The sequence below is a fragment of the Pseudomonas sp. GD03862 genome (assembly GCF_029840855.1).
Taxonomy (GTDB): domain Bacteria; phylum Pseudomonadota; class Gammaproteobacteria; order Pseudomonadales; family Pseudomonadaceae; genus Aquipseudomonas; species Aquipseudomonas alloputida.
In genome coordinates, this window is sequence record NZ_JAOCDI010000015.1 from 1 (window position 1) to 19,643 (window position 19,643).

General features: G+C 62.2%; 20 protein-coding genes. 9 read left to right on the top strand and 11 right to left on the bottom strand.

All coding sequences use genetic code 11. The annotated features are described in order from the left end of the window. Nucleotides 1–120: 120 nt before the first annotated feature. The 3 genes from N5D53_RS12105 to N5D53_RS12115 all read right to left on the bottom strand — a co-directional run bounded on the left by N5D53_RS12105 (nt 121) and on the right by N5D53_RS12115 (nt 2,337). Nucleotides 121–1,128, bottom strand: a complete 1,008-nt coding sequence (locus tag N5D53_RS12105; RefSeq protein ID WP_014592570.1) for a membrane protein — start codon at nt 1,126–1,128, stop codon at nt 121–123. Nucleotides 1,129–1,197: 69 nt separating this feature from the next. Further along, complete coding sequence (locus N5D53_RS12110) at nt 1,198–1,485, bottom strand: PsiF family protein (protein ID WP_014592571.1); 288 nt, start codon at nt 1,483–1,485, stop codon at nt 1,198–1,200. A 63-nt stretch (nt 1,486–1,548) separates the two neighbouring features. Continuing rightward, nucleotides 1,549–2,337 (bottom strand): helix-turn-helix transcriptional regulator, encoded by a 789-nt coding sequence (locus tag N5D53_RS12115; protein WP_064492499.1) that lies wholly within the window; start codon nt 2,335–2,337, stop codon nt 1,549–1,551. 225 nt (nt 2,338–2,562) lie between these two features. On the opposite strand from N5D53_RS12115, the gene N5D53_RS12120 reads away from it, so the two are divergent. Continuing rightward, the gene (locus N5D53_RS12120; RefSeq protein ID WP_104962634.1) at nt 2,563–3,444 is read left to right on the top strand and encodes a DMT family transporter; all 882 of its coding nucleotides are present in this window, start codon (nt 2,563–2,565) and stop codon (nt 3,442–3,444) included. Between the two features lies 1 nt (nt 3,445). Here N5D53_RS12120 and N5D53_RS12125 read toward each other — a convergent pair whose 3' ends face one another. Further along, a complete protein-coding gene (locus N5D53_RS12125) occupies nt 3,446–4,336 on the bottom strand; it encodes a triacylglycerol lipase (protein WP_020192926.1) in 891 nt (296 codons plus the stop codon). A gap of 123 nt (nt 4,337–4,459) precedes the next feature. Here N5D53_RS12125 and osmE point away from each other — a divergent pair, with 123 nt between their 5' ends. Then, nucleotides 4,460–4,801, top strand: a complete 342-nt coding sequence (gene osmE, locus N5D53_RS12130) for an osmotically-inducible lipoprotein OsmE (RefSeq protein WP_003249613.1) — start codon at nt 4,460–4,462, stop codon at nt 4,799–4,801. A 42-nt stretch (nt 4,802–4,843) separates the two neighbouring features. Further along, nucleotides 4,844–5,374: a ferritin-like domain-containing protein gene (locus N5D53_RS12135; protein WP_004576962.1), complete on the top strand. Its 531-nt coding sequence runs from the start codon at nt 4,844–4,846 to the stop codon at nt 5,372–5,374. A gap of 39 nt (nt 5,375–5,413) precedes the next feature. Here N5D53_RS12135 and N5D53_RS12140 read toward each other — a convergent pair whose 3' ends face one another. Continuing rightward, the gene (locus N5D53_RS12140) at nt 5,414–7,480 is read right to left on the bottom strand and encodes an AsmA family protein (RefSeq protein ID WP_190869902.1); all 2,067 of its coding nucleotides are present in this window, start codon (nt 7,478–7,480) and stop codon (nt 5,414–5,416) included. A 340-nt stretch (nt 7,481–7,820) separates the two neighbouring features. Here N5D53_RS12140 and N5D53_RS12145 point away from each other — a divergent pair, with 340 nt between their 5' ends. The 4 genes from N5D53_RS12145 to N5D53_RS12160 all read left to right on the top strand — a co-directional run bounded on the left by N5D53_RS12145 (nt 7,821) and on the right by N5D53_RS12160 (nt 10,538). Then, entirely contained in the window at nt 7,821–8,273 is a 453-nt protein-coding gene (locus N5D53_RS12145; RefSeq protein WP_279840366.1) for a phage infection protein, read from the top strand. 122 nt (nt 8,274–8,395) lie between these two features. After that, nucleotides 8,396–9,031 carry a TetR family transcriptional regulator gene (locus tag N5D53_RS12150; protein WP_003249603.1) on the top strand — a complete coding sequence of 212 codons (636 nt, stop codon included), beginning with the start codon at nt 8,396–8,398 and terminating at the stop codon, nt 9,029–9,031. Nucleotides 9,032–9,083: 52 nt separating this feature from the next. Further along, nucleotides 9,084–10,184, top strand: a complete 1,101-nt coding sequence (locus tag N5D53_RS12155; RefSeq protein ID WP_104962638.1) for an AGE family epimerase/isomerase — start codon at nt 9,084–9,086, stop codon at nt 10,182–10,184. 105 nt (nt 10,185–10,289) lie between these two features. After that, nucleotides 10,290–10,538: a hypothetical protein gene (locus tag N5D53_RS12160; RefSeq protein ID WP_064492504.1), complete on the top strand. Its 249-nt coding sequence runs from the start codon at nt 10,290–10,292 to the stop codon at nt 10,536–10,538. A 49-nt stretch (nt 10,539–10,587) separates the two neighbouring features. Here the strand turns inward: N5D53_RS12160 and N5D53_RS12165 are convergent, their stop codons facing one another. The 6 genes from N5D53_RS12165 to N5D53_RS12190 form a co-directional block, all read right to left on the bottom strand. Further along, nucleotides 10,588–11,352: an SDR family oxidoreductase gene (locus N5D53_RS12165; RefSeq protein WP_003249597.1), complete on the bottom strand. Its 765-nt coding sequence runs from the start codon at nt 11,350–11,352 to the stop codon at nt 10,588–10,590. 594 nt (nt 11,353–11,946) lie between these two features. After that, nucleotides 11,947–12,663 (bottom strand): ABC transporter ATP-binding protein, encoded by a 717-nt coding sequence (locus tag N5D53_RS12170; RefSeq protein ID WP_004576969.1) that lies wholly within the window; start codon nt 12,661–12,663, stop codon nt 11,947–11,949. Beyond that, the gene (locus N5D53_RS12175) at nt 12,660–13,535 is read right to left on the bottom strand and encodes an ATP-binding cassette domain-containing protein (protein ID WP_010955466.1); all 876 of its coding nucleotides are present in this window, start codon (nt 13,533–13,535) and stop codon (nt 12,660–12,662) included. Before N5D53_RS12175 ends, N5D53_RS12170 begins: the two co-directional genes overlap by 4 nt. Beyond that, nucleotides 13,532–14,833, bottom strand: a complete 1,302-nt coding sequence (livM, locus tag N5D53_RS12180) for a high-affinity branched-chain amino acid ABC transporter permease LivM (RefSeq protein WP_104962639.1) — start codon at nt 14,831–14,833, stop codon at nt 13,532–13,534. Before livM ends, N5D53_RS12175 begins: the two co-directional genes overlap by 4 nt. 2 nt (nt 14,834–14,835) lie before the next feature. Further along, nucleotides 14,836–15,750: a branched-chain amino acid ABC transporter permease gene (locus tag N5D53_RS12185; protein ID WP_014592581.1), complete on the bottom strand. Its 915-nt coding sequence runs from the start codon at nt 15,748–15,750 to the stop codon at nt 14,836–14,838. 154 nt (nt 15,751–15,904) lie between these two features. Next, a complete protein-coding gene (locus N5D53_RS12190) occupies nt 15,905–17,041 on the bottom strand; it encodes a branched-chain amino acid ABC transporter substrate-binding protein (protein WP_014860425.1) in 1,137 nt (378 codons plus the stop codon). A 512-nt stretch (nt 17,042–17,553) separates the two neighbouring features. Here N5D53_RS12190 and pncB point away from each other — a divergent pair. Together pncB and nadE are read left to right on the top strand one after the other, a co-directional pair. Then, nucleotides 17,554–18,759, top strand: coding sequence for a nicotinate phosphoribosyltransferase (pncB, locus tag N5D53_RS12195; RefSeq protein WP_020190387.1), 1,206 nt, complete (start codon nt 17,554–17,556; stop codon nt 18,757–18,759). A 3-nt stretch (nt 18,760–18,762) separates the two neighbouring features. After that, entirely contained in the window at nt 18,763–19,590 is an 828-nt protein-coding gene (gene nadE / locus N5D53_RS12200) for an ammonia-dependent NAD(+) synthetase (protein ID WP_104962640.1), read from the top strand. Nucleotides 19,591–19,643 lie beyond the last annotated feature (53 nt).

Consider the following 19,643-nt stretch of genomic DNA (forward strand, 5'->3'; position numbering starts at 1 on the left):
GTATTCGCGGGTAAACCCGCTCCTACGCCCGATCGGGGGTGGACACACATCGGTGATTGGCCGCAGGCCCCTGTAGGAGCGGGTTTACCCGCGAAAGGGCCGGTACAGGCCACTACATGATCAGACCAGCTCCGCCCGCTTCAGCTCACTCTTCAGATAGGCATAGTAGATGGGCCCCGCCACGACACCAGGCAGCCCGAACGCCGCCTCGAATACCAGCATCGCCAGCAGCAATTCCCACGCCTTGGCACTGATCTGCCCACCCACGATCCGCGCGTTGAGGAAATACTCGATCTTGTGGATGACGACCAGGTAACCCAGCGCCGCTGCCGCCACCCAGATCGACAGCGACAGGCCGACGATGGTGATCAAGGTGTTGGACATCAGGTTGCCGATCACCGGCAGCAAGCCCAGCAGGAAGGTCAGCACGATCAGCGTCTTGGTCAGCGGCAGGTGTACGTCGAACAGTGGCATCACCACAGCCAGGAAAATGCCGGTGAAGATCGTGTTGAGCAGCGAGATCTTGATTTGCGCGAACACGATGTTGCGAAACGCTTTCACCAGCAGGCTAAGACGTTCGAACAGCGCCGCCGCCAGGGGCTTGCGCCGGGAAATATCGGGAATGCGCTGCAAAGCGATGATGGCGCCGAGGATCATGCCGATGAGCATCGTCACGAACATGTGCGCCATGCCCTTGCCCACCAGCTGCAAATCGCTCAGGTGGCTCTTGATCCAGTCGCCGATGGCCACCTTGAACTCTGCGGCACTGGCAGGCAGATAGCCCTCGATGAAAGGGGGCAACTGGCTGCGGGCTCGCTCGACCAAGGCCATGAACTTGTCCAACGAGGCGCCGGGGTTTTCCGCCTCGTGCAGCAGGAAGCTGAAGGCACCGGCAATCAGCAGTGTCAGGGTGCTGACCACCAGCGTGCCGAGCAACGCCACGGCCAGCCAGCGCGCGCGTTGGCCAGCAAGCAGCGGTTGCAGGCGCGGGGTCAGCATGTTGACCAGTTCGAACACCAGCAGACCGGCCAGCAGGCTGGGCAGCAACTTCAGGGGCAAAGCCAGCAGCAACCCGGCCATGACGATGATCAGGCTGGCCAGGGTGATCTGACGGGGGGTAAAGGTCATACAGCCTCGACGGCAGACAGCGGGAATGCCGCAGTCTGCCAGCCTTGGCGGCGCAGGCATAGGCGCAGGTCATTTCTTCTTCAGGCAATCGCTCATGAAGGCCTTGCGCTCGTCCCCCTTCAGGGCTTTGGTGGTGGCGTCAGCATTGCAGGTCTTCATTTTCTCTTGCTGGGTTTGGGGCACATCCTTTTTCAGGCAGGTGCTCATGAACGCTTTGCGTTCATCGCCCTTGAGGGCCTTGGCGGTGGCGTCGGCGTTGCAGGTTTTCATCTTTTCCTGCTGCGCGGTATTGGCAGCGAAACCTTGGGCACTGAACAACACCGCCAGCGCCAGTAACGGGATTTGCAGCACTTTCATGGAGTGGTCTCCTTGGCTCCGCGCCCGATGCACGGGGATCGAGCTGAGTGTAGCCAAGAATGTTCAGCGCCCCGCCCGCGCCTGCCGGCGGTACTGCTCGGGCGTACACCGGGCCTGGCGCTGGAACATGGCGATGAACGCCGAAGCGCTGCTGTAGCCAAGGTCGAAGGCAATGGCCTGAATCGGCAGGCCGGCTTCCAGCGCTTCGATGGCACGCAGAAAACGCAGGCGCAGGCGCCATTCGCCAAAGCTGATGCCCAGCTCGCGCAGAAACTGGCGGGCCAGGGTGCGTTCGCTGACGTGTACGCGTGCGGCCCAGTCGGCCAGCGGGCGGTTGTCCCCCGGCTCGGCGCTGAGCGCGTCGAGCACCTGGCGCAAGCCATCGCTGTGGGCAAACGGCAGGTAGCAGGCCAAGGTGGGCGCCAGCAGCAACTGGTCAAGCAGTACCTGTACCAGGCGCTGGTCACGCTCGTCCTCGGCCACCTTGAGATTGCGCCGGGCGAAGTCACCGAGGATGGCCTTGAGGATGTCACTGATCATCAGGCTGCACGGGTGCGGTGGCAGCGCTGCGCACAGGCTGCGGTCGAGATAGATAGAACGGTAGACGATGGCCTGGGGGTTGTAGCAGCCGTGCTCGGTGTCGGGCGGCACCCAGACGGCGTAGTGCGGCGGCGACAGGAAGCGCTGGCCGGCCACATCCAATTGCATCACGCCGTGGGCGGTGTAGTTCAGCTGGCCCCAGGCGTGTTGATGCACGGCGCTGTGGGTGTCGGCAACGAACTCGTCGTGGCGGAAGTACACCGGGGCCGGCAGTTGGGTGAACTGGGGGATATCGAGGTATTTACGCGGCATGCTGTCTGCTTTGCAGGGTCGGTTGTCTGGATAGAAGTATAGGCTTGTAGACAGACATTCGATAATACAGGCCTATCGGGGACCTGCCTTGCAGGCCTTCGCGGGCTCGCCGCTCCCACAGGATCTGCGCCAGCCTCCAGGCCTGTGTATCCCCCGTAGGAGCGGGTTCACCCGCGAAGGGCTGCAAAGCAGCCCCATTCCAGCCCCCAGCGAGTACCCTGCTGCATGAACTACCTGTTCCCCCTCACCGCCATCCTCATCTGGGCCGGCAACACCGTGGTCACCAAGATGTCCGCCGGTGCCATCCACCCTGCGGAGATCGGCTTCTACCGCTGGTTGCTGGCCGCCTTGCTGTTCACGCCGTTCCTGCTGCCCGCCGTGTGGCGCAACCGTGCAGCCATCCGCCCGCACCTGGCCAAGGTGTTCGTGCTCGGCGTGCTGGGCATGGCGATGTACCAGAGCCTGGCCTACTTCGCCGCCGGCATCACCAGTGCCACCAACATGGGCATCATCCTCTCGCTGATGCCGCTGATGTCACTGGCGCTGTCCATCGCCTGGCTTGGCCAGCGCCTGAGCTACGGTGCCCTGCTGGGCGCGGTGGTGTCATTCTTCGGCGTGCTTGAAGTGGTCAGTGCCGGCCACCCCGCCAGCCTGCTTCAGCAAGGGCTGAACAGCGGCGACCTGTTGATGCTGGTGGCTACATTGGCCTATGCGCTGTACAGCTTCCTGCTGAAGAAATGGCAGCTGCGCCTGCCGCCGATGCAGCTGCTGTACCTTCAGGTGCTGGTGGCCATCGTCGTGTTGCTACCGCTGTTCCTGCTGTCAGACAAGACCGGCCTGAACAGCCACAACATCGGCCTGGTCCTGTATGCCTGCGTACTGGCTTCGATGATCGCGCCGCTGGTGTGGATGCAGGCCGTGCACCGCCTGGGGCCCAGCCGCACCACACTGTTCTTCAACTTGCTGCCGCTGGTCACCGCGCTGATCGCCGCCGTGGTGCTCGACGAACAACTGGCCGGTTACCACCTGGTCGGCGGCTTGCTGACCCTGGCCGGCGTAGTGCTGGCCGAACGCTGGACCACGCCGATCCGCCGCCAAGGCACTTGAGCTAAAGCCCCGCCGCCTTGAGCCGGGCGGCATGTTCGGTGAATAGCCGCACAGGCTCCGCGCCTTTGCCCACGGCACCGAGCGACTGGTTGACGATGTCCAGGTGATCGAGCGGGTAATCGTCGCCGATCACCTGCCCCAGGTGCGAACTGAAACGCCCGACCATGCCGTCGCAATGGCCCTTTTCCTTGATGAAACTGCGTGCGAACAGGCGGCAGAAGCGGCTGCTGCCGTCGAAGCGGTTGCGCCCCTGGTCTGTCAGGCCGGGTTGCAAGGTGCCGGACCAGGAGTAATAGCGTACGCCATTGACCTCATAGGCCCCTTCCCCACCCCAGGTTTGCGGCAGGCCCTGTGGATAAGCCTGGTTGAACAGTGCCACCCCGGCGCTGGTCAGCGACTGGTGCGAGGCGTGCACATCTACCGGCAGCGGGTCGCGACGCCAGCCGGTTTCCAGCCACACCAGCAGCACGGCAAACCCATGCAGCACGGCCTTGAGGATGCGCCCCTGGGGTGAATCGCCCGGTGCCGTGCGTTCCAGGTGGTCGGCCAGCTCGGAGCCATGGTTGGGCCCCGCCACCGAGGTGACCGACGCCACCCGCCCCGGCCGTTTGGCCGCTGCGTAACGCGCGCTCAGTGCGCCCTGGCTGTGGCCGATGAGGTTGACCTTGTCGACGCCGGTACGTTGGCAGATATCTTCGATGATCGCCAGCAACTGCTCGCCGCGTACCTCGCTGGAATGCAGCGGCGAAACCTGCACCGGAAACACCTGCGCCCCGCCCTTGCGCAAGGCCGGCACAATGCCGAACCAGTAGGGGTAGAGCACCATCCGGACAAACCCGAGCATGCCCGGCACCAGCACCAGCGGGTATCGCGTGGCCAAATCCTGCTGCATTGCCGCAGCTCCTTTGCGTGTACGACGGGCCAACACTACAGCGGCCATGATGACCATCGCAATCGAACTCCTGGCGCGCGCTGTGGTTCAAAACCACACAGACCCTTTGCAAGGAGCGGGACCATGTACAAGCAGACCCTGGCAATCCTTCTGGCAAGCGCCACCCTGGCCGCCTGCGGCAGCCGCCCGGAAAACCCGGTGGATTACGTCACCTACCGCGATGAGCCGCTGGTCAAGCAGGTGGAGAACGGTATGACCATGCAGAAGGTCATCGCCATTGGCGGCAGCCCGTCGAGCGTGATCGACCTGCCGCACGGGGGCACCTGCAACGACTACATCCTCAACCACGACGGCAAGCAGCAGCCCTATTACGTGCGCTTCGATGCCACCGGCCATGTGGATGCCAAAGGCTTCAAGACCTGCAAGCAACGCCAAGAGGACAGTGACGCCCTGCATGGCGCGTAAGCCTGTGTTCCGACCCGACCCTGACCCCTGCTGGAGATAACCATGAGCAATGTTGAGCTGACCGATGTGAAAACCCTGCGCGAGCGTGCACGCCAGCATGTGGAGCAAGGCGCAGTGACCGAGGGTTACCACGCCGACCGTGAACAGATCCTGCGCCTGCTTAATGAATCGCTGGCCACCGAGCTGGTCTGTGTGCTGCGCTACAAGCGCCACTACTTCATGGCCAGCGGCATCAAAGCCAGTGTGGCTGCCGAGGAGTTTCTGGAACATGCCAACCAGGAAGCCGAACATGCCGACAAGCTGGCCGAACGCATCGTGCAACTGGGCGGGGAGCCGGACTTCAACCCCGACAACCTGACCAAGCACTCGCATGCCCAGTACGTGGCCGGCAATTCGCTGAAAGAGATGGTGCTGGAAGACCTGGTGGCAGAGCGCATTGCCATCGACAGCTACCGCGAGATCATTCAGTACATCGGGGATAAAGACCCGACTACCCGTCGTATCTTCGAAGACATCCTGGCGCAGGAAGAGGAGCACGCGGACGATATGTCCGACCTGTTGCAAGGCCTTTGATTTCTGACACCCTCAAGGGGCCGCTTTTGCGGCCCCTTGCTATTTCCGTGCTTTCACCGCCGTCGGCGCCTTGCCTGCCTTCATCTGCTGCAACAACGGTGTGCACTGGTTCGGGTCATCCCCGCTGCTGGGCGCAATCAGCGCCAGCAACCCCGCCGCCGGCCCTGCCACCACCCCCAGCGCAACCATTCCTGCGCCACGCAACGCCAGCGGCAATGCCTGCACACCGGCGTTCGGCTTGGCGAACGGTCCGCGCACATACAGGGGGGAACGCAGCGAGAACAACCGCAGCCCTTTCGATTCCGGGGTGATGTTCAAATCCAGTTGCTCGGAAGCGAAATTCGCCGTGCCGTCGATGTAGATGATCGCGTTCTCGGTATCGAAGATGAACAGCCGCGTAGTCGCCAGGCCATCCTTGATGCCTACATCGGCTGCCGCACAGTTGATCTTCACGTCCTCATCACCAAACAGCTTGCCGACCACATAGTTGCCCACGTTCAACCCGGCGATTTCCATCAGGCTACGGCTGATGGCGCCATCGTTGATCAGCATGCGCAGGTCGCCATTGGCGGTACCCAGCAAGGCGGCTACCGAGTTGCCACGGCCGCTGATGTCGGCGTCGCCATTGAGCTCACCAAAGCTGGTCTGCATTGGCGCAAAGGTGGGGAACAGTTGCTTGAGCTTGAAGCCCCGCGCAGTCAACTTCGCGCGCCCCTGCAAGGGCACGCTGCGCCCGTCCAGGCGGATGTTGGAGGCAAGGCTGCCGCCGGCCACGCCAAAGCGCAGGGGCTCCAGGCGCAACAGGCCGTCTTCGAGAACCACATGGGCCGACAGGTCAGTGAACGGCAGTTGCGCGCTGTGCACGATGCGCTTGCCAGCAAAGGTGACATCAGCGTCCATTGCCCGCCAACGCTCGGTGCGAAACGCCTCCACTGGCAGCACCTTGCCTGCAGGCTGCTTGCTGGCACCGCCACGGGCCTTCTGTTCGGCATTGGAGTCGGCACCGATCAGCGGCGCCAGGTCCTTGAACAGCAACTGGTTCGATACCAGGTTGCCGGACAGTCTGGGCCGTGGCTGGCTGGCAACGAAGGCCAGGTCCCCATGTATATCGCTGTCGCCGATCTTGCCGTTGAAGCCCTGGTAATTGAACGACGCCCCTTGCGCCGCCTGCAGGTTGGCGCGTAGGTGGCCGTCGGTGGAATAGGCCGGGGTGTCAGGCAAGGTGACGCCGGTCAATGGGTAGAGGTTGCCCAGGCTGGCACCCGACAAACGCAGGCGCAGGTCGAGGGCACCAAGGTTGCGCGGGTCGGTGAGGGTGCCGGCGAGCACCACATGGGTGTCGGCGATGCGCACGTCGGCCTGCAGCGGGAACGGCTGGCTGGCGTCCTGCAGGGCCAGCAGGCCACCGATCTTGCCGGTGCCGGACACTGGCTGGCCTTTGTAGCGGCCCTGGGCCTTGAGGCCGAAGGCATAGTCCTGCGCACCGCCGGCCTTCTCGGCGCTGGTCTTGCCGACAATCTCACTGAACGGGATTGGCTTGCCAAGCGGGTCGATCTGCACCTTCATGCGGGTTTTCAGGGTCTGGTCGTCGAAGCTGACGTTGCCCTGGTCAAAGCCGATGGCGCCGATGTCCAGCTGCCATTTGGAAGGTTCGGCGTTTTCATCCTTGGGGCCGAAGTCGAAGACCCAGTTGGCGCGGCCATCGGCCAGGCGAGTGAGGCTGGCAGTGGGCTTGGTGAGGTTGATGCGGGGTATGCTGATCTGCTGGAACACCAGCGGCAGCGGCGCCAGGCGAAACTCCACACGCTCAAGGCCGACCATCTTCGGCTCCTTGAGCCACTCGGGGTTGCCCAGCGTCAGGTCTTCGGCAATGAAGTGCGGCCAAGGCACCCAGGCACGCCACCCGCCCTCTTCGGGCTCGGTACGCCAGTGCACGGCGAGGTTGCCGTTGATCGCGAAGGGCCGATGCAAGGCTTCGGAGACCTTCTCATTGAGCAGTGGCTTGACGCGGTTCCAGTCGAAGGTGGCAATCACTACCACCAGGATCGCCAGCACGGTAAGCAGGCTGGCGAGGGTCCAGACGAGGATTCTGGCGGGACGCGTCATTGCGTAATTCTCCTTGCGGCATGACAGAAAACAGGCGCAGCGATGGCCTCAATAACTCCGACTGATGAAAACCCGTGAGGTTTTATCAATGGCGCCATGATAGCGAAGTTTTTCCTGGCCCTTTGCTCAGGATTTTGGCGCACCAGGACGTACCTGTTACCCACCGCCAACAAAGCCATGGGGCTTCCAGAACGCCTGTAATGTCCGGAATAGAGGCCTTTCCAACCTCTATCAATATGGTCGATTGTTACCATTACCCATATGAACTTCTCTCTGGCGTTACGCGGCGTAGCATTGGCTCCGTACCCACTTTCCAGCCCCCGAGAGGAGCACCGAAATCATGAAACGCCATCTGCTGACCCTGACCCTGTCCCTTCTGGCCGCCAACGCTTTCGCCTTGCCTGCGTCCGAGCAACACCTGACATCCGAAGCGCGCTCCAGCGCAGCCGAAATTGCCCAGCCGCTGAAAACCGTAGCTGAAGGTGGTTCCGATCGACTGATCGAACGTACTGGCCGTGTCGCCGAAGGTGGCTCGGACCGCCTGATCGAACGTACTGGCCGTGTCGCCGAAGGTGGCTCGGACCGCCTGATCGAACAAGCTGGCCGTGTCGCAGAAGGCGGCTCGGATCGCCTGATCGAACAAGCTGGCCGTGTTGCCGAAGGCGGCTCCGATCGTCTGATCGAACAAGCTGGCCGTGTTGCCGAAGGCGGCTCCGATCGTCTGATCGAACAAGCTGGCCGTGTCGCTGAAGGTGGCTCGGATCGCCTGGTTGAACTCAGCCGTGTGAGCTGATCGCCATGGCCGAAAAGAACAACTTCTGTCACAACGCTTGCTCCCCTCCAGGCCCGGTCCATTGACCGGGCTTTGTTTTTTTATCTAGAGTGCCCAGCCTGACCGTTACAGAAGCCCGCACCATGCTGCCGCGCGCCGAACAGAAGCTACAGACCCGCCAGGCCCTGCTCGATGCCGCCTGCCTGCTCATGGAGAGTGGCCGTGGTTTCGGCAGTATCAGCCTGCGCGAGGTGGCGAAGACGGCTGGCATCGTGCCGACCGGCTTCTATCGGCATTTCTCCGACATGGACGCCCTGGGCCTGGCACTTGTCGCCGAAATCGACACCACCTTCCGCCAGACCATCCGCCTGGTGCGCCAGAACGAATTCGAACTGGGCGGCATCACCGACGCCTCGGTGCGCATCTTCCTCGACGTGGTAGCCGCCCACCGCGCGCAGTTCCTGTTCCTGGCCCGCGAGCAGTACGGCGGCGCACAGGCCGTGCGCCAGGCCATTGCCCGCCTGCGCCAGGATATCAGTGACGACCTTGCCACCGACCTTGCGCGCATGAAGCGCTGGCAACACCTGGACAGCGCCGCGCTTGCGGTGATGGCCGACCTGGTGGTGAAGACCGTGTTCGCCACCCTGCCCGAGCTTATCGACAACCCGGAAGCGGGTTATCCACAGGCCCTGACGCCGCAGGAAAAGATCACCCAGCAATTGCGCTTCATCTTTGTCGGGGCGCGGCATTGGCAGGGGCTCGGCAACCCAGGCTACTGAAAACCCCACTTCTGCTACCATGGCGCCCTGCCCGACAGCGACGAGCGCCCAAATGTCCGACCCCCGCCCCACCCTGCCCGAACTGGCCCGCTTCAACCAGCACTTCGCCGAACGCATCGTGCCGCTGTGGCAAGGCCCGGGCTGGAACGCCGACATGGCCCTGCCCTACGAAGCGCTGGACGCCCAGCACCAACCGTTGCCGGTGCAGCGCTACCGGGCCATGGCCTGTGCACGCCAGCTGTACGTGTTCAGCAGCCGTATCGGCCAACCGGGCGCCGCCGAACGCGCCGCAGCCCTGTTTCGCTCGCTGCAAAAGCACTTCCACGATGCCGAGCACGGGGGCTGGTTCTACAGCATCGACGCCCACGGCAAGCCGCTGGACCGGCGCAAGGACCTGTATACCCACGCCTTCATCGTGTTCGCCTGCGCGCACTACTGGGGCAAAGTGCGCGAAAACCTGGTGGAGTCCACGTTGAATGCCGCGCTGGACATCATCGACCAGCAGTTCGCCCGTGACGATGGCCTGTACGAAGCCTGCCTGGGCGAAGACTGGGCCGACCTCGGCAGTGGCCCGCTGCAAAACCCGCAGATGCACCTGGCCGAAGCGTTTCTGCAAGTAATGGCTGTGCGTGGCGACGAACATGTCCGCCAGTCGCTGCTGCAATTGTGTCAGGCGCTCGAGGCGCATTTCATTGAACCGGCCCATGGCCTGATGCTGGAAAAGCCACGCGGGGCTGTGGATAACTGGTTCGAGCCTGGGCACCAGTTCGAGTGGTTCTATCTGCTGCATACCTCCCCGCTGCTGCGTGACACGCCGCTGCATGCGTCGATAGACCGGGCCTTCGGCTTTGCCGAGCAATTCGGGGTGAAGGATGCGGCCGTACTGGCCATGCTGAATGTGGATGGCCGGGTGCTTGATGCCTCCCAGCGTATCTGGGCGCAGGCCGAGTACCTGCGGGCGCTTACATTGCGTGAAGGCAGTGAAGCAAAGCTCGCGGGGCAATTAGTTGCCCTTTCAGCGCGGTTCCTGCGTGACGCCGGCTGGTATGAGTGCCGAGGGGGTGACGGCGCGGTGAGCAGGGATGACATGCCATCGACCACGCCTTATCACTTGGCTACCTGCCTGGAAGGGCTGAATCAGGCGAACTTCTGACTGTCCATACAACGAACCTGTCAGGGGTGAGCGTTTCCCTCTGCCGGAAGCATCTCCCCACGCCTATGTTGGTGCTCCTTTCTCGAACGTTCAGGAGTTACCAACATGGAAGCAGAAGCCTTCAAGGCATTTGTCGAAGAGCAGATCAACCGAGCAGCACAGAAGATAATCGATCACGGCCACCGCTATGACGAGCACTCCCATGGCAAACTCAGCTACCTGCTAAGCCTGCGCCGTGTCATCAATTGCAAAGCAACGGCCGAGGACATGGGCCGGCATGACGCCATCAACGATGTCCTTCAAGCGTTAGGCATCATCCCTAAAGAAAGAACCGGCTTTTACTATATCAACTGAGCGATGCGGTTGCTTCGCGAACCGGATCTTTCCGGTTCGCGCCTCGTGCTTAGCCTTTTGATCGGTCGATCGAGAACCCTGCCCAGTCCTGGCTCACCGGCATCAGTTCAAGGCTGTTGATATTGATGTGCGCCGGCTGGTTGAGGATCCAGAAGATGGTCTCGGCAATATCCTGTGGCTGGATCGGCTCCGCACCCGCGTAGGTAGCATCGTACTTGGCCTGGTCACCCCCGAAGCGCACCAGCGAGAACTCGCTCTCGCACAGGCCCGGCTCGATGTTGCTCACACGCACGCCGGTACCGCGCAGGTCGCAACGCAGGCTCAGCGAGAACTGGCCGACGAAGGCCTTGGTGCCGCCATACACGTTGCTGCCCGGGTACGGATAGTTGCCCGCCACCGACCCGACGTTCAGGATCGACGCGCCGCGGCCATGGGCGATGAGCCGTGGCAGCAGCAGGCGAGTGGTGTACATCAGGCCCTTGATGTTGGTGTCGACCATGGTTTCCCAGTCGTCCAGGCTGCAGTTCTGCGCAGCATCCACACCCAGCGCCAAGCCGGCGTTGTTGACCAGACCGCGAATCTTTTCAAAGCCGGCCGGCAGATTGGCAATAGCCTGCTCCATGGCCTTGCGGTCACGCACGTCCAGCACCAGGCCATGCACTTCGGTCTTGGCCGACAGTTCAGCGCACAGGGCATCCAGGCGCTCTTTGCGGCGCCCAGTGAGTACCAGCTTCCAGCCGGCTTCTGCGAAGCGGCGGGCGGTGGCCTCGCCGAAACCGGAAGTCGCGCCAGTGATGAATACGGTGGACGTCATGCTGTGTTCCTCACGGTAGGTTGTCATGGCAGCTTTGCAGCATGCCCGCGCACGGCGCAGGCAGCAAGCCACTCAGGGGCTGTTCATTTTTTGTTCATACTCGTGAAACCCTTGCAGCAGAGGGCTCGCCGCCAGGTATGCGCATGTTATCCACAAGGCTTTCCCCACGGATTGGGGGCAACTTGTCCACTGCACGGAACCCTTTCAGCAGGTTGTGGTCGGTGGATATCTTGGCGATGATGGCGCAAGGCTTTCAAACATGCCGCCTGCAGCGGTCTGTCCAACGTTTTTACACAGAGTTATCCACAGGATTGGCACTGCACTTGAAGCGCACGCAGAGATTTTGAAAGCTTGGGAAAATCATCCACAACGGGGATATGAACAAAAAATGATCAAATCGCTACAGGGCTTGATACTCAAGGCCTTGAGCGATATGCCACCATGTTTTCCACAGGCGGCTCCACACTATCCGTGGAAAAGAGTTGGCCTGTGGAAACAATGGCTTGCGAAGGAATATGGGTGTGTTTCGGGAGAAGGGAACGACAAGTTTTCCACATTGAGAAGGGGGCTGCATTGCAGCCCCCTGCATACAACTCAGTGCCCGCCCAGATAAGCGTTACGCACTTCCTCATTGACCAACAGTTCCTGCCCGGTCCCGGTCATGCGAATCTGCCCGTTGACCATCACATAGGCCCGGTCCGACAGTTTCAGCGCATGGTTGGCGTTCTGCTCCACCAGGAAGATGGTCATCCCGGTCTTGGCCAGCTCTCGCAAAGTCGAGAAGATCTGCTTGACCACGATCGGCGCCAGCCCCAGCGAGGGCTCGTCCAGCAACAGCAACTTCGGCCGGCTCATCAGCGCCCGGGCAATCGCCAGCATTTGCTGCTCGCCACCGGACATGGTCATGGCCCGCTGGTTACGCCGCTCCTTCAACCGCGGGAACAGCTCGTACATACGCTGCATGTCTTCGTCGGCATGCTTGTCGCCGATGGGGATGGTACCCATCATCAGGTTTTCCTCGACGGTCATGTCGGGAAACACCCGGCGCCCCTCCGGCGACTGGGCAATGCCGTTGGAGGCGATGTAGTGCGAGGATTTGCGGGTGATGTCGGTGCCGCGGTACACGATATGCCCGGATGCCGCCCGCGGCTGGCCGAAAATCGACATCAGCAGGGTCGACTTGCCGGCACCGTTGGCGCCGATCAGGCTTACCGTCTCGCCCTCGTTGATGTGCATCGAGACTTTCTTCAGCGCCTGGATCGGCCCATAGAACACGTCCAGGTCTTTCAGCTCGAGAATGGGTGCACTCATACCAGTTCCTCTTCGTCTGCACCCAGGTAGGCGGCAATCACCGTCGGGTTGTGGCGGATGTCCTGCGGCGCACCTTCGGCAATCACGTTGCCGTGGTCCAGCACCACGATATGGTCGGAGATGCTCATGACCATGCCCATGTCGTGCTCGATCAGCACCACAGTGATGTCGTGCTCGTCACGCAGCACACGGATCATGCGGCTGAGTGCCTCGGTTTCCTGCGGGTTAAGGCCCGCCGCCGGTTCGTCCAGGCAGATGATCTTCGGCCGCGTGCACATGGCCCGGGCGATTTCCAGGCGCCGCTGCTGGCCGTACGACAGCTCGCCGGCCAGGCGGTTGGCGCAATCGACCAGGTCGACCACTTCCAGCCAGTAGAAGGCGTGGTCCAGCGCATCGCTTTCGGCCTTGCGGTAGGCCTTGGTGTTGAGCACCCCGGCCAGCAAGTTGCGGTTGACCCACATGTGCTGGGCCACCAGCAGGTTCTCCACCACCGACATTTCCTTGAACAGGCGAATGTTCTGGAAGGTGCGCGCCAGGCCGGCGCGATTGACCAGGTGGGTACCGCCGAACATCTTGTAGTACATACGGTTGGCAAAGCGCGCAGGCGACACGAAGTCGGCCGCCTGGAAGCGTTCGCCGAGCAGCTGGATGACGTTGGTGTGGCTGCCGCGCACGTTCAGTTCGATACGTCCGCCACTGGCCTTGTAAAAGCCGGTCAGGCAGTTGAACACCGTGGTCTTGCCGGCGCCGTTGGGGCCGATCAGGGCAAAGATCTGGTTGCGCCGGACCTTCAGGCTGACGTCGCTGAGCGCCTTGATGCCACCGAACTGCATCATCAGGTTGTCGACCGAGAGAATGATATCGTCGCTCATGGCGCCACTCCTTTACGCGGGGTCACACCGGTACGGCTGATGCGGATCAGCCCACGCGGTCGCCAGATCATCATCAGCACCATCAGCACGCCGAACAGCAGCACCCGGTATTCGGAGAAGCTGCGCAGCAGTTCCGGCGCCACGGTCAGCACGAACGCCGCGATGACCACACCCACGGTCGAGCCCATGCCACCCAGCACGACGATGGCGAGGATCAGCGCCGACTCGAAGAATGTGAATGACGACGGGTTGACGAAGCCCTGGTAGGTGGCGAAGAACACCCCCGCCAGACCGGCAGTCGAGGCGCCCAGGGTAAAGGCCGACAGCTTGACCAGCACGTGGTTCAGGCCCATCGAGCGGCAGGCGATCTCGTCTTCGCGCAGCGCTTCCCAGGCCCGGCCGACCGGCATGCGAGTCAGGCGATGCTTGATGTACAGCACTGCCAGCACGACCATGAACAGCACCGCGTAGATGAACACGAACTTGAGGCTGGCGTTGTACTCGAAGCCGAAGAACTCGTGGATCGGCACCCCGCCATCCTTGGCCCGGCGGCCGAACTCAAGGCCGAAGAAGGTGGGTGAAGGTGCCGGCATGCCGTTGGGGCCACCGGTGAACGATAGCCAGTTGTTCAGCACCAGGCGAATGATCTCGCCAAAGCCCAGCGTCACGATCGCCAGGTAGTCACCGTGCATGCGCAACACCGGGAAGCCGAGGATGCACCCCGCCAGCGCCGCAGCGATGGCCGCCAGCGGCAGCACGCTCCAGAAGCCCAGCCCCAGGTACTGGTAACCCAGCGCCAGACCGTAGGCACCGATGGCATAGAACGCCACGTAACCGAGGTCGAGCAGGCCGGCCAGGCCGACCACGATGTTCAGGCCAAGGCCCAGCAATACGTAGATCAGGCCGAGGATGACCACGGTCAGCAGGTACTTGTTGGCGAAGATCGGGAAAACGATGGCAATCACGATCAGCGCGGGGATGATGTAACGCAGGCGCGACTTGTAGTCCGGTGCGGTCACATGCACGCCCGAGCCACCGCTGTCGAAGCCCTGGAGCATGCGCTGCCCGGGGGCAGTCTGCAGGAACAGGCTGAGCAGGAAGCGCCCCACCATCACACCGCCGACCAGCCAGGCCACGCGGCGCGGCTCGGCATTGAAGGTGTAGCCGTCGAGCACCACACCAACGACCGGACCAAACACGATAAGTGCCAGCAGGCCAGCGACAATGGTCTCCAGCAGGCTGCGTTTAAGGTCGAAACCTTTGGTTTCGCTAATAGAGGCAGTTTTGGCAACGGACATGTTCACACCTTAGCCACGAGCGGGCGACCCAGCAGGCCTTGTGGGCGGAAGATAAGGATCATCACCAGCAGCGAGAAGCTGAACACATCCTTGTAGTCGGAGTTGATCAGGCCTGAGAACAGCGACTCGGAAATTCCCAGGATGATCCCGCCGAGCATGGCACCCGGCAGCGAGCCGATACCCCCGAGCACTGCGGCAGTGAACGCCTTGATACCGATGATGAAGCCGGCGTAGAAGTCGAAGGTGCCGTAGTTCATGGTGATGAGCACGCCGGCCAGGGCGGCCATCACCGCACCGATGACGAACACGTAGGAGATTACCCGGTCGGTGTTGATACCCAGGATCGAGGCCATCTTGCGGTCTTGCTGGGTAGCACGGCACATGCGGCCGAGCTTGGTGTACTTGATCACGTAGGTCAGCAGGCCCATGCCGACGAAGGCCGCCACCAGGATGAAGATCTTGGTATAAGTCAGTTGCACGAAGCCGGTTCCGACTTCGACACGCATGGCGCCTTCCAGCAGGGTTGGCACGCCTTGCTGGCGGGCGCCCTGGCTGATCTGTGCGTAGTTCTGCAGGATCAGCGAAATGCCGATGGCACTGATCAGCGGTGCCAGGCGGGTGGAGTTACGCAGCGGTTTGTAGGCGATGCGCTCGATGGTGAAACCATAAACGCCGGTGACGACGATGGTGAACAACAAGGTGCCCAGCATCAGCAGGGGGAACGATTCGACACCGAAGTAAGCCAGCAATGCCAGGCTGATCGCCGCGAGGTAAGCGGAGATCATGTACACCTCGCCGTGCGCGAAGTTGATCATGCCGATAATGCCATAGACCATTGTGTAGCCGATGGCGATCAGGCCATAGACCGACCCGAGGGTCAGGCCGTTGACCAGTTGCTGCAGGAAAATACCATCCATAACGCAATCTCACCTGATTGAGATTGCACGAGCGCCGACCACGGCGCGGGCCACCTGTGCGGGGCCCTCGCAGCGCAGAACTGTGCAGATCTACGAATAAAGACAGGTACCGCGGGGCTTGGGCCCGAGCAACCGCCCGGGCCGCGGGCCGTTGTTATTTTTGTTTTTCCAGCTGGTGGTATTTACCGGTCTTGTCCCACTGGTAGACCACGTAGTCGGAGACGGTCAGGTCGCCCTTGCTGTCCCACTTCTTCTCACCCATGACGGTCTGCACCGGGTTGGCCTTGAGCCACTTGGCAGCGTCTTCGCCCTTGTTCGACTTCGCGCCATTGAACGCGGCAGCCAGGGCCTGCAGCGAAGCGTAGGCGTACAAGGTGTAGCCCTCAGGTTCAGTGCCAGCCTTGCGGAACTCCTCCACCACCGCCTTGCTGTCTGGCAGCAGGCGCGGGTCGGCGCCGAAGGTCATGTACACGCCATCGACGTACTGCGCGCCGCCGGCGGTGGACACCAGTTCGTCGGTGACGATGCCATCATCGGACATGAACTTGACGTCTTTCAGGCCCTGCTCGCGCAGCTGGCGTACCAGCGGGCCGGCTTCCGGGTGCAGGCCGCCGAAGTAGACCACGTCGGCACCGGTAGAGCGGATCTTGGTGACCACCGCGCTGAAGTCTTTCTCGCCACGGGTCAAGCCTTCGTACAGCACAGGCTCCACGCCGCGTTTCTTCAGCTGTGCCTTGGTCGCGTCAGCCAGGCCCTGGCCGTAGGTGTCCTTGTCGTGCAACACCGCGACCTTCTTGCCCTTGAGCACGTCGACGATGTAGTCGCCAGCGACGATCCCCTGCTGGTCATCACGGCCGCACATGCGGAACATGGCGCTCAGGCCGCGCTCAGTGACCGCTGGGTTGGTGGAGCCTGGGGTGATGGCGATCACGCCCGCCTCGTCATATACCTCGGAGGCCGGGATCGTGTTGGAAGAGCAGAAGTGGCCCACCACGCCAATCACCTTGTCCTGATCGACCAGGCGGTTGGCCACGGCCACGGCTTGCTTCGGCTCACAGGCGTCATCGCCTTTGACCAGGACGATTTTCTCGCCATTCACGCCACCAGCGGCGTTGATCTTGTCGGCCGCTGCCTGCGCACCTTTCATGTACTGCTCGCCAAACGCTGCGTTTGCCCCGGTCATGGGGCCCGCTACACCGATCTTGACGTCGGCCTGAACATACGAAGAAACACCCAGTGCCGTAGCAACGGCCAGAGCCAGGAAACCTTTCTTGTAAAACGTCTGCGACATGAGGTGGTGCTCCTAGAGTTTTTTTGGTTGGCACTACAACTTCTCAGCCCGGTACTCAGAGCAAGGGCCGTGCCATCGGTTTTGTCTTCCGGGAAAACACACTGTGAAGGGTGCCGGTAGGCGACGGGCGGCCTTTTCTTTATTGAGCGTGCAACCGTCTGCCACGCGGCAGGCGCCACCACACGTACAGACAAGGAGCAACCGTCGAGTGCCATCATTGCAACCCTGGCAAGTGTTTACGTGCAACCGCCCTGTAACAGCGGACGTCACCGAACTGCACACTGCTGGTGCGCGACTGCTACAGGCGGCACCGTTTCAAGGCTAGCTGGTGCACGGAAAAACACCTCTGTTTTGGCCGTTCCAGCCTCTTCGCCGGCAAACCCGCCCCTACAACAGGAGCAAGTACCCGCACCGTGCAGGAGCGGGCGTGCCCGCGAAGAGGCCGGAACAGCCACACAAGGTGGAAAAGGCTGGCACAATGTCCGCCAATCGCCGCTTCCGGAGCCCCCTTGATGAGCGAAAGCGCATTCGCCGAGCGCATCGTGCACAACCTGCTCGACACCGACTTCTACAAACTCACCATGATGCAGGGTGTGCTGCACAACTACCCGGACGCCGACGTCGAATGGGAATTCCGCTGCCGCAACGGTGAGGACCTGCGCCCCTACCTCGGCGAAATTCGCAATCAGCTCGAACGGCTTGCCGACCTCACCCTGGACGATGGCCAACTGGCCTTCCTCGAACGCATCAGCTTCCTCAAGCCCGACTTTTTACGCTTTCTGCGCCTGTTCCGCTTCAACCTGCGTTACGTGCACGTCGGCATCGAAAATGATCAGCTGTTCCTGCGCCTGAAAGGTCCGTGGCTGCATGTGATCCTGTTCGAAGTGCCGCTGCTGGCCATCATCAGCGAAGTACGCAACCGCAATCTGCACCCGCACATGCGCCTGGCCGAGGCGCGGGACCAGTTGTACCGCAAGTTCGACTGGCTGCGTGCGCATGCCAGCGACGACGAGCTGGCCGAACTGCAGGTGGCCGACTTCGGCACCCGCCGGCGCTTTTCCAGCCGCGTGCAGGAGGAAGTGGCAAGGGTGCTGCGCGACGACTTCCCCGGCCGTTTTGTCGGCACCAGCAACGTCGACCTGGCATGGAAACTGGATATCAAGCCGCTGGGCACCATGGCCCACGAGTGGATCATGGCCCACCAGCAGCTCGGCCCACGGCTGATCGACAGCCAGATCGCTGCGCTGGACTGCTGGGTACGCGAGTACCGCGGCCTGCTCGGCATCGCCCTGACCGACTGCATCACCATGGATGCCTTCCTCGACGATTTCGACCTGTACTTCGCCAAGCTGTTCGACGGCCTGCGCCATGATTCGGGCGAGCCGGTAGCCTGGGCGGAGAAGGCCATTGCCCATTACCAGAAACTGGGTATCGACCCGATGACCAAGACCCTGGTGTTTTCCGACGGCCTCAACCTGACCCGCTCGCTGGAAATTTTCCGCGCCCTGCGCGGACGCATCAACGTCAGCTTTGGCATCGGCACCAACCTGACCTGCGACATCCCAGGTGTGGCACCCATGAACATCGTGCTTAAAATGACCGACTGCAACGGCGCGCCGGTGGCCAAGATCTCTGATGAAGCCGCCAAGACCCAGTGCCGCGACGAGAACTTCGTCGCCTACATGCGTCACGTATTCAAAGTCCCCAGCAAGGAGTAACCCATGCAAGCGGTTCAGCAAGAGATTGCCCAGGCGCTGAAGGTACAGCCGCCGTTCGCCGACGCGGCAGCGCTCGAGGCCGAAGTCGCCCGGCGGGTGGCGTTCATCAAGGACTGCCTGGCCAACGCTCGACTCAAGACCTTGGTGCTGGGCATCAGCGGTGGCGTCGACTCACTGACTGCCGCCCTGCTCGCCCAGCGTGCCATCAACGAGCTGCGCGCCGAGACCGGCGACAAGGCCTACACCTTCATTGCCGTGCGCCTGCCGTACCAGGTACAGCATGACGAGCATGACGCCCAGGCATGCCTGGACGTGATCAAGGCAGATGAAGTTCACACGGTGGATATCGCCCCGGCAGTGCGCGCATTGGCAGCTGAAGTGGCGGCGTTGAAGAACGGCTCGCCGACGTTGGTGGACTTCGTGGTGGGCAACGTCAAGGCACGCACCCGGATGGTCGCCCAGTACACCATCGCTGGCGCCCGCGCAGGTCTGGTGATCGGTACCGACCACGCGGCCGAGGCGGTAATGGGCTTCTTCACCAAGTTTGGTGATGGTGCCTGCGACCTGGCGCCGTTGAGTGGGCTGGTGAAGAATCAGGTGCGGGCGATTGCGCGTAGCTTCGGTGCGCCGGAGGCACTGGTGGAGAAGGTGCCAACGGCCGACCTGGAAGACCTGGAGCCGGGCAAGCCGGACGAGGCGTCACATGGCGTGACCTACGCGCAGATCGATGCCTTCCTGCATGGGCAGCCGGTTGACCAGGCGGCGTTCGACATCATCGTCGCCACCTACCGCAAGACCCAGCACAAGCGCGAACTGCCGTTCGCCCCTTGATAAGTGGCCTGCAGGAGCGGGTTCACCCGCGAATACGATGGTGAACCCACCGA

Coding starts and splice junctions, on each gene's coding strand:
- N5D53_RS12105 (WP_014592570.1), bottom strand. CDS start 1,128: ATGACCTTTACCCCCCGTCAGATCACCCTGGCCAGCCTGATCATCGTC.
- N5D53_RS12110 (WP_014592571.1), bottom strand. CDS start 1,485: ATGAAAGTGCTGCAAATCCCGTTACTGGCGCTGGCGGTGTTGTTCAGT.
- N5D53_RS12115 (WP_064492499.1), bottom strand. CDS start 2,337: ATGCCGCGTAAATACCTCGATATCCCCCAGTTCACCCAACTGCCGGCC.
- N5D53_RS12120 (WP_104962634.1), top strand. CDS start 2,563: ATGAACTACCTGTTCCCCCTCACCGCCATCCTCATCTGGGCCGGCAAC.
- N5D53_RS12125 (WP_020192926.1), bottom strand. CDS start 4,336: ATGCAGCAGGATTTGGCCACGCGATACCCGCTGGTGCTGGTGCCGGGC.
- osmE (WP_003249613.1), top strand. CDS start 4,460: ATGTACAAGCAGACCCTGGCAATCCTTCTGGCAAGCGCCACCCTGGCC.
- N5D53_RS12135 (WP_004576962.1), top strand. CDS start 4,844: ATGAGCAATGTTGAGCTGACCGATGTGAAAACCCTGCGCGAGCGTGCA.
- N5D53_RS12140 (WP_190869902.1), bottom strand. CDS start 7,480: ATGACGCGTCCCGCCAGAATCCTCGTCTGGACCCTCGCCAGCCTGCTT.
- N5D53_RS12145 (WP_279840366.1), top strand. CDS start 7,821: ATGAAACGCCATCTGCTGACCCTGACCCTGTCCCTTCTGGCCGCCAAC.
- N5D53_RS12150 (WP_003249603.1), top strand. CDS start 8,396: ATGCTGCCGCGCGCCGAACAGAAGCTACAGACCCGCCAGGCCCTGCTC.
- N5D53_RS12155 (WP_104962638.1), top strand. CDS start 9,084: ATGTCCGACCCCCGCCCCACCCTGCCCGAACTGGCCCGCTTCAACCAG.
- N5D53_RS12160 (WP_064492504.1), top strand. CDS start 10,290: ATGGAAGCAGAAGCCTTCAAGGCATTTGTCGAAGAGCAGATCAACCGA.
- N5D53_RS12165 (WP_003249597.1), bottom strand. CDS start 11,352: ATGACGTCCACCGTATTCATCACTGGCGCGACTTCCGGTTTCGGCGAG.
- N5D53_RS12170 (WP_004576969.1), bottom strand. CDS start 12,663: ATGAGTGCACCCATTCTCGAGCTGAAAGACCTGGACGTGTTCTATGGG.
- N5D53_RS12175 (WP_010955466.1), bottom strand. CDS start 13,535: ATGAGCGACGATATCATTCTCTCGGTCGACAACCTGATGATGCAGTTC.
- livM (WP_104962639.1), bottom strand. CDS start 14,833: ATGTCCGTTGCCAAAACTGCCTCTATTAGCGAAACCAAAGGTTTCGAC.
- N5D53_RS12185 (WP_014592581.1), bottom strand. CDS start 15,750: ATGGATGGTATTTTCCTGCAGCAACTGGTCAACGGCCTGACCCTCGGG.
- N5D53_RS12190 (WP_014860425.1), bottom strand. CDS start 17,041: ATGTCGCAGACGTTTTACAAGAAAGGTTTCCTGGCTCTGGCCGTTGCT.
- pncB (WP_020190387.1), top strand. CDS start 17,554: ATGAGCGAAAGCGCATTCGCCGAGCGCATCGTGCACAACCTGCTCGAC.
- nadE (WP_104962640.1), top strand. CDS start 18,763: ATGCAAGCGGTTCAGCAAGAGATTGCCCAGGCGCTGAAGGTACAGCCG.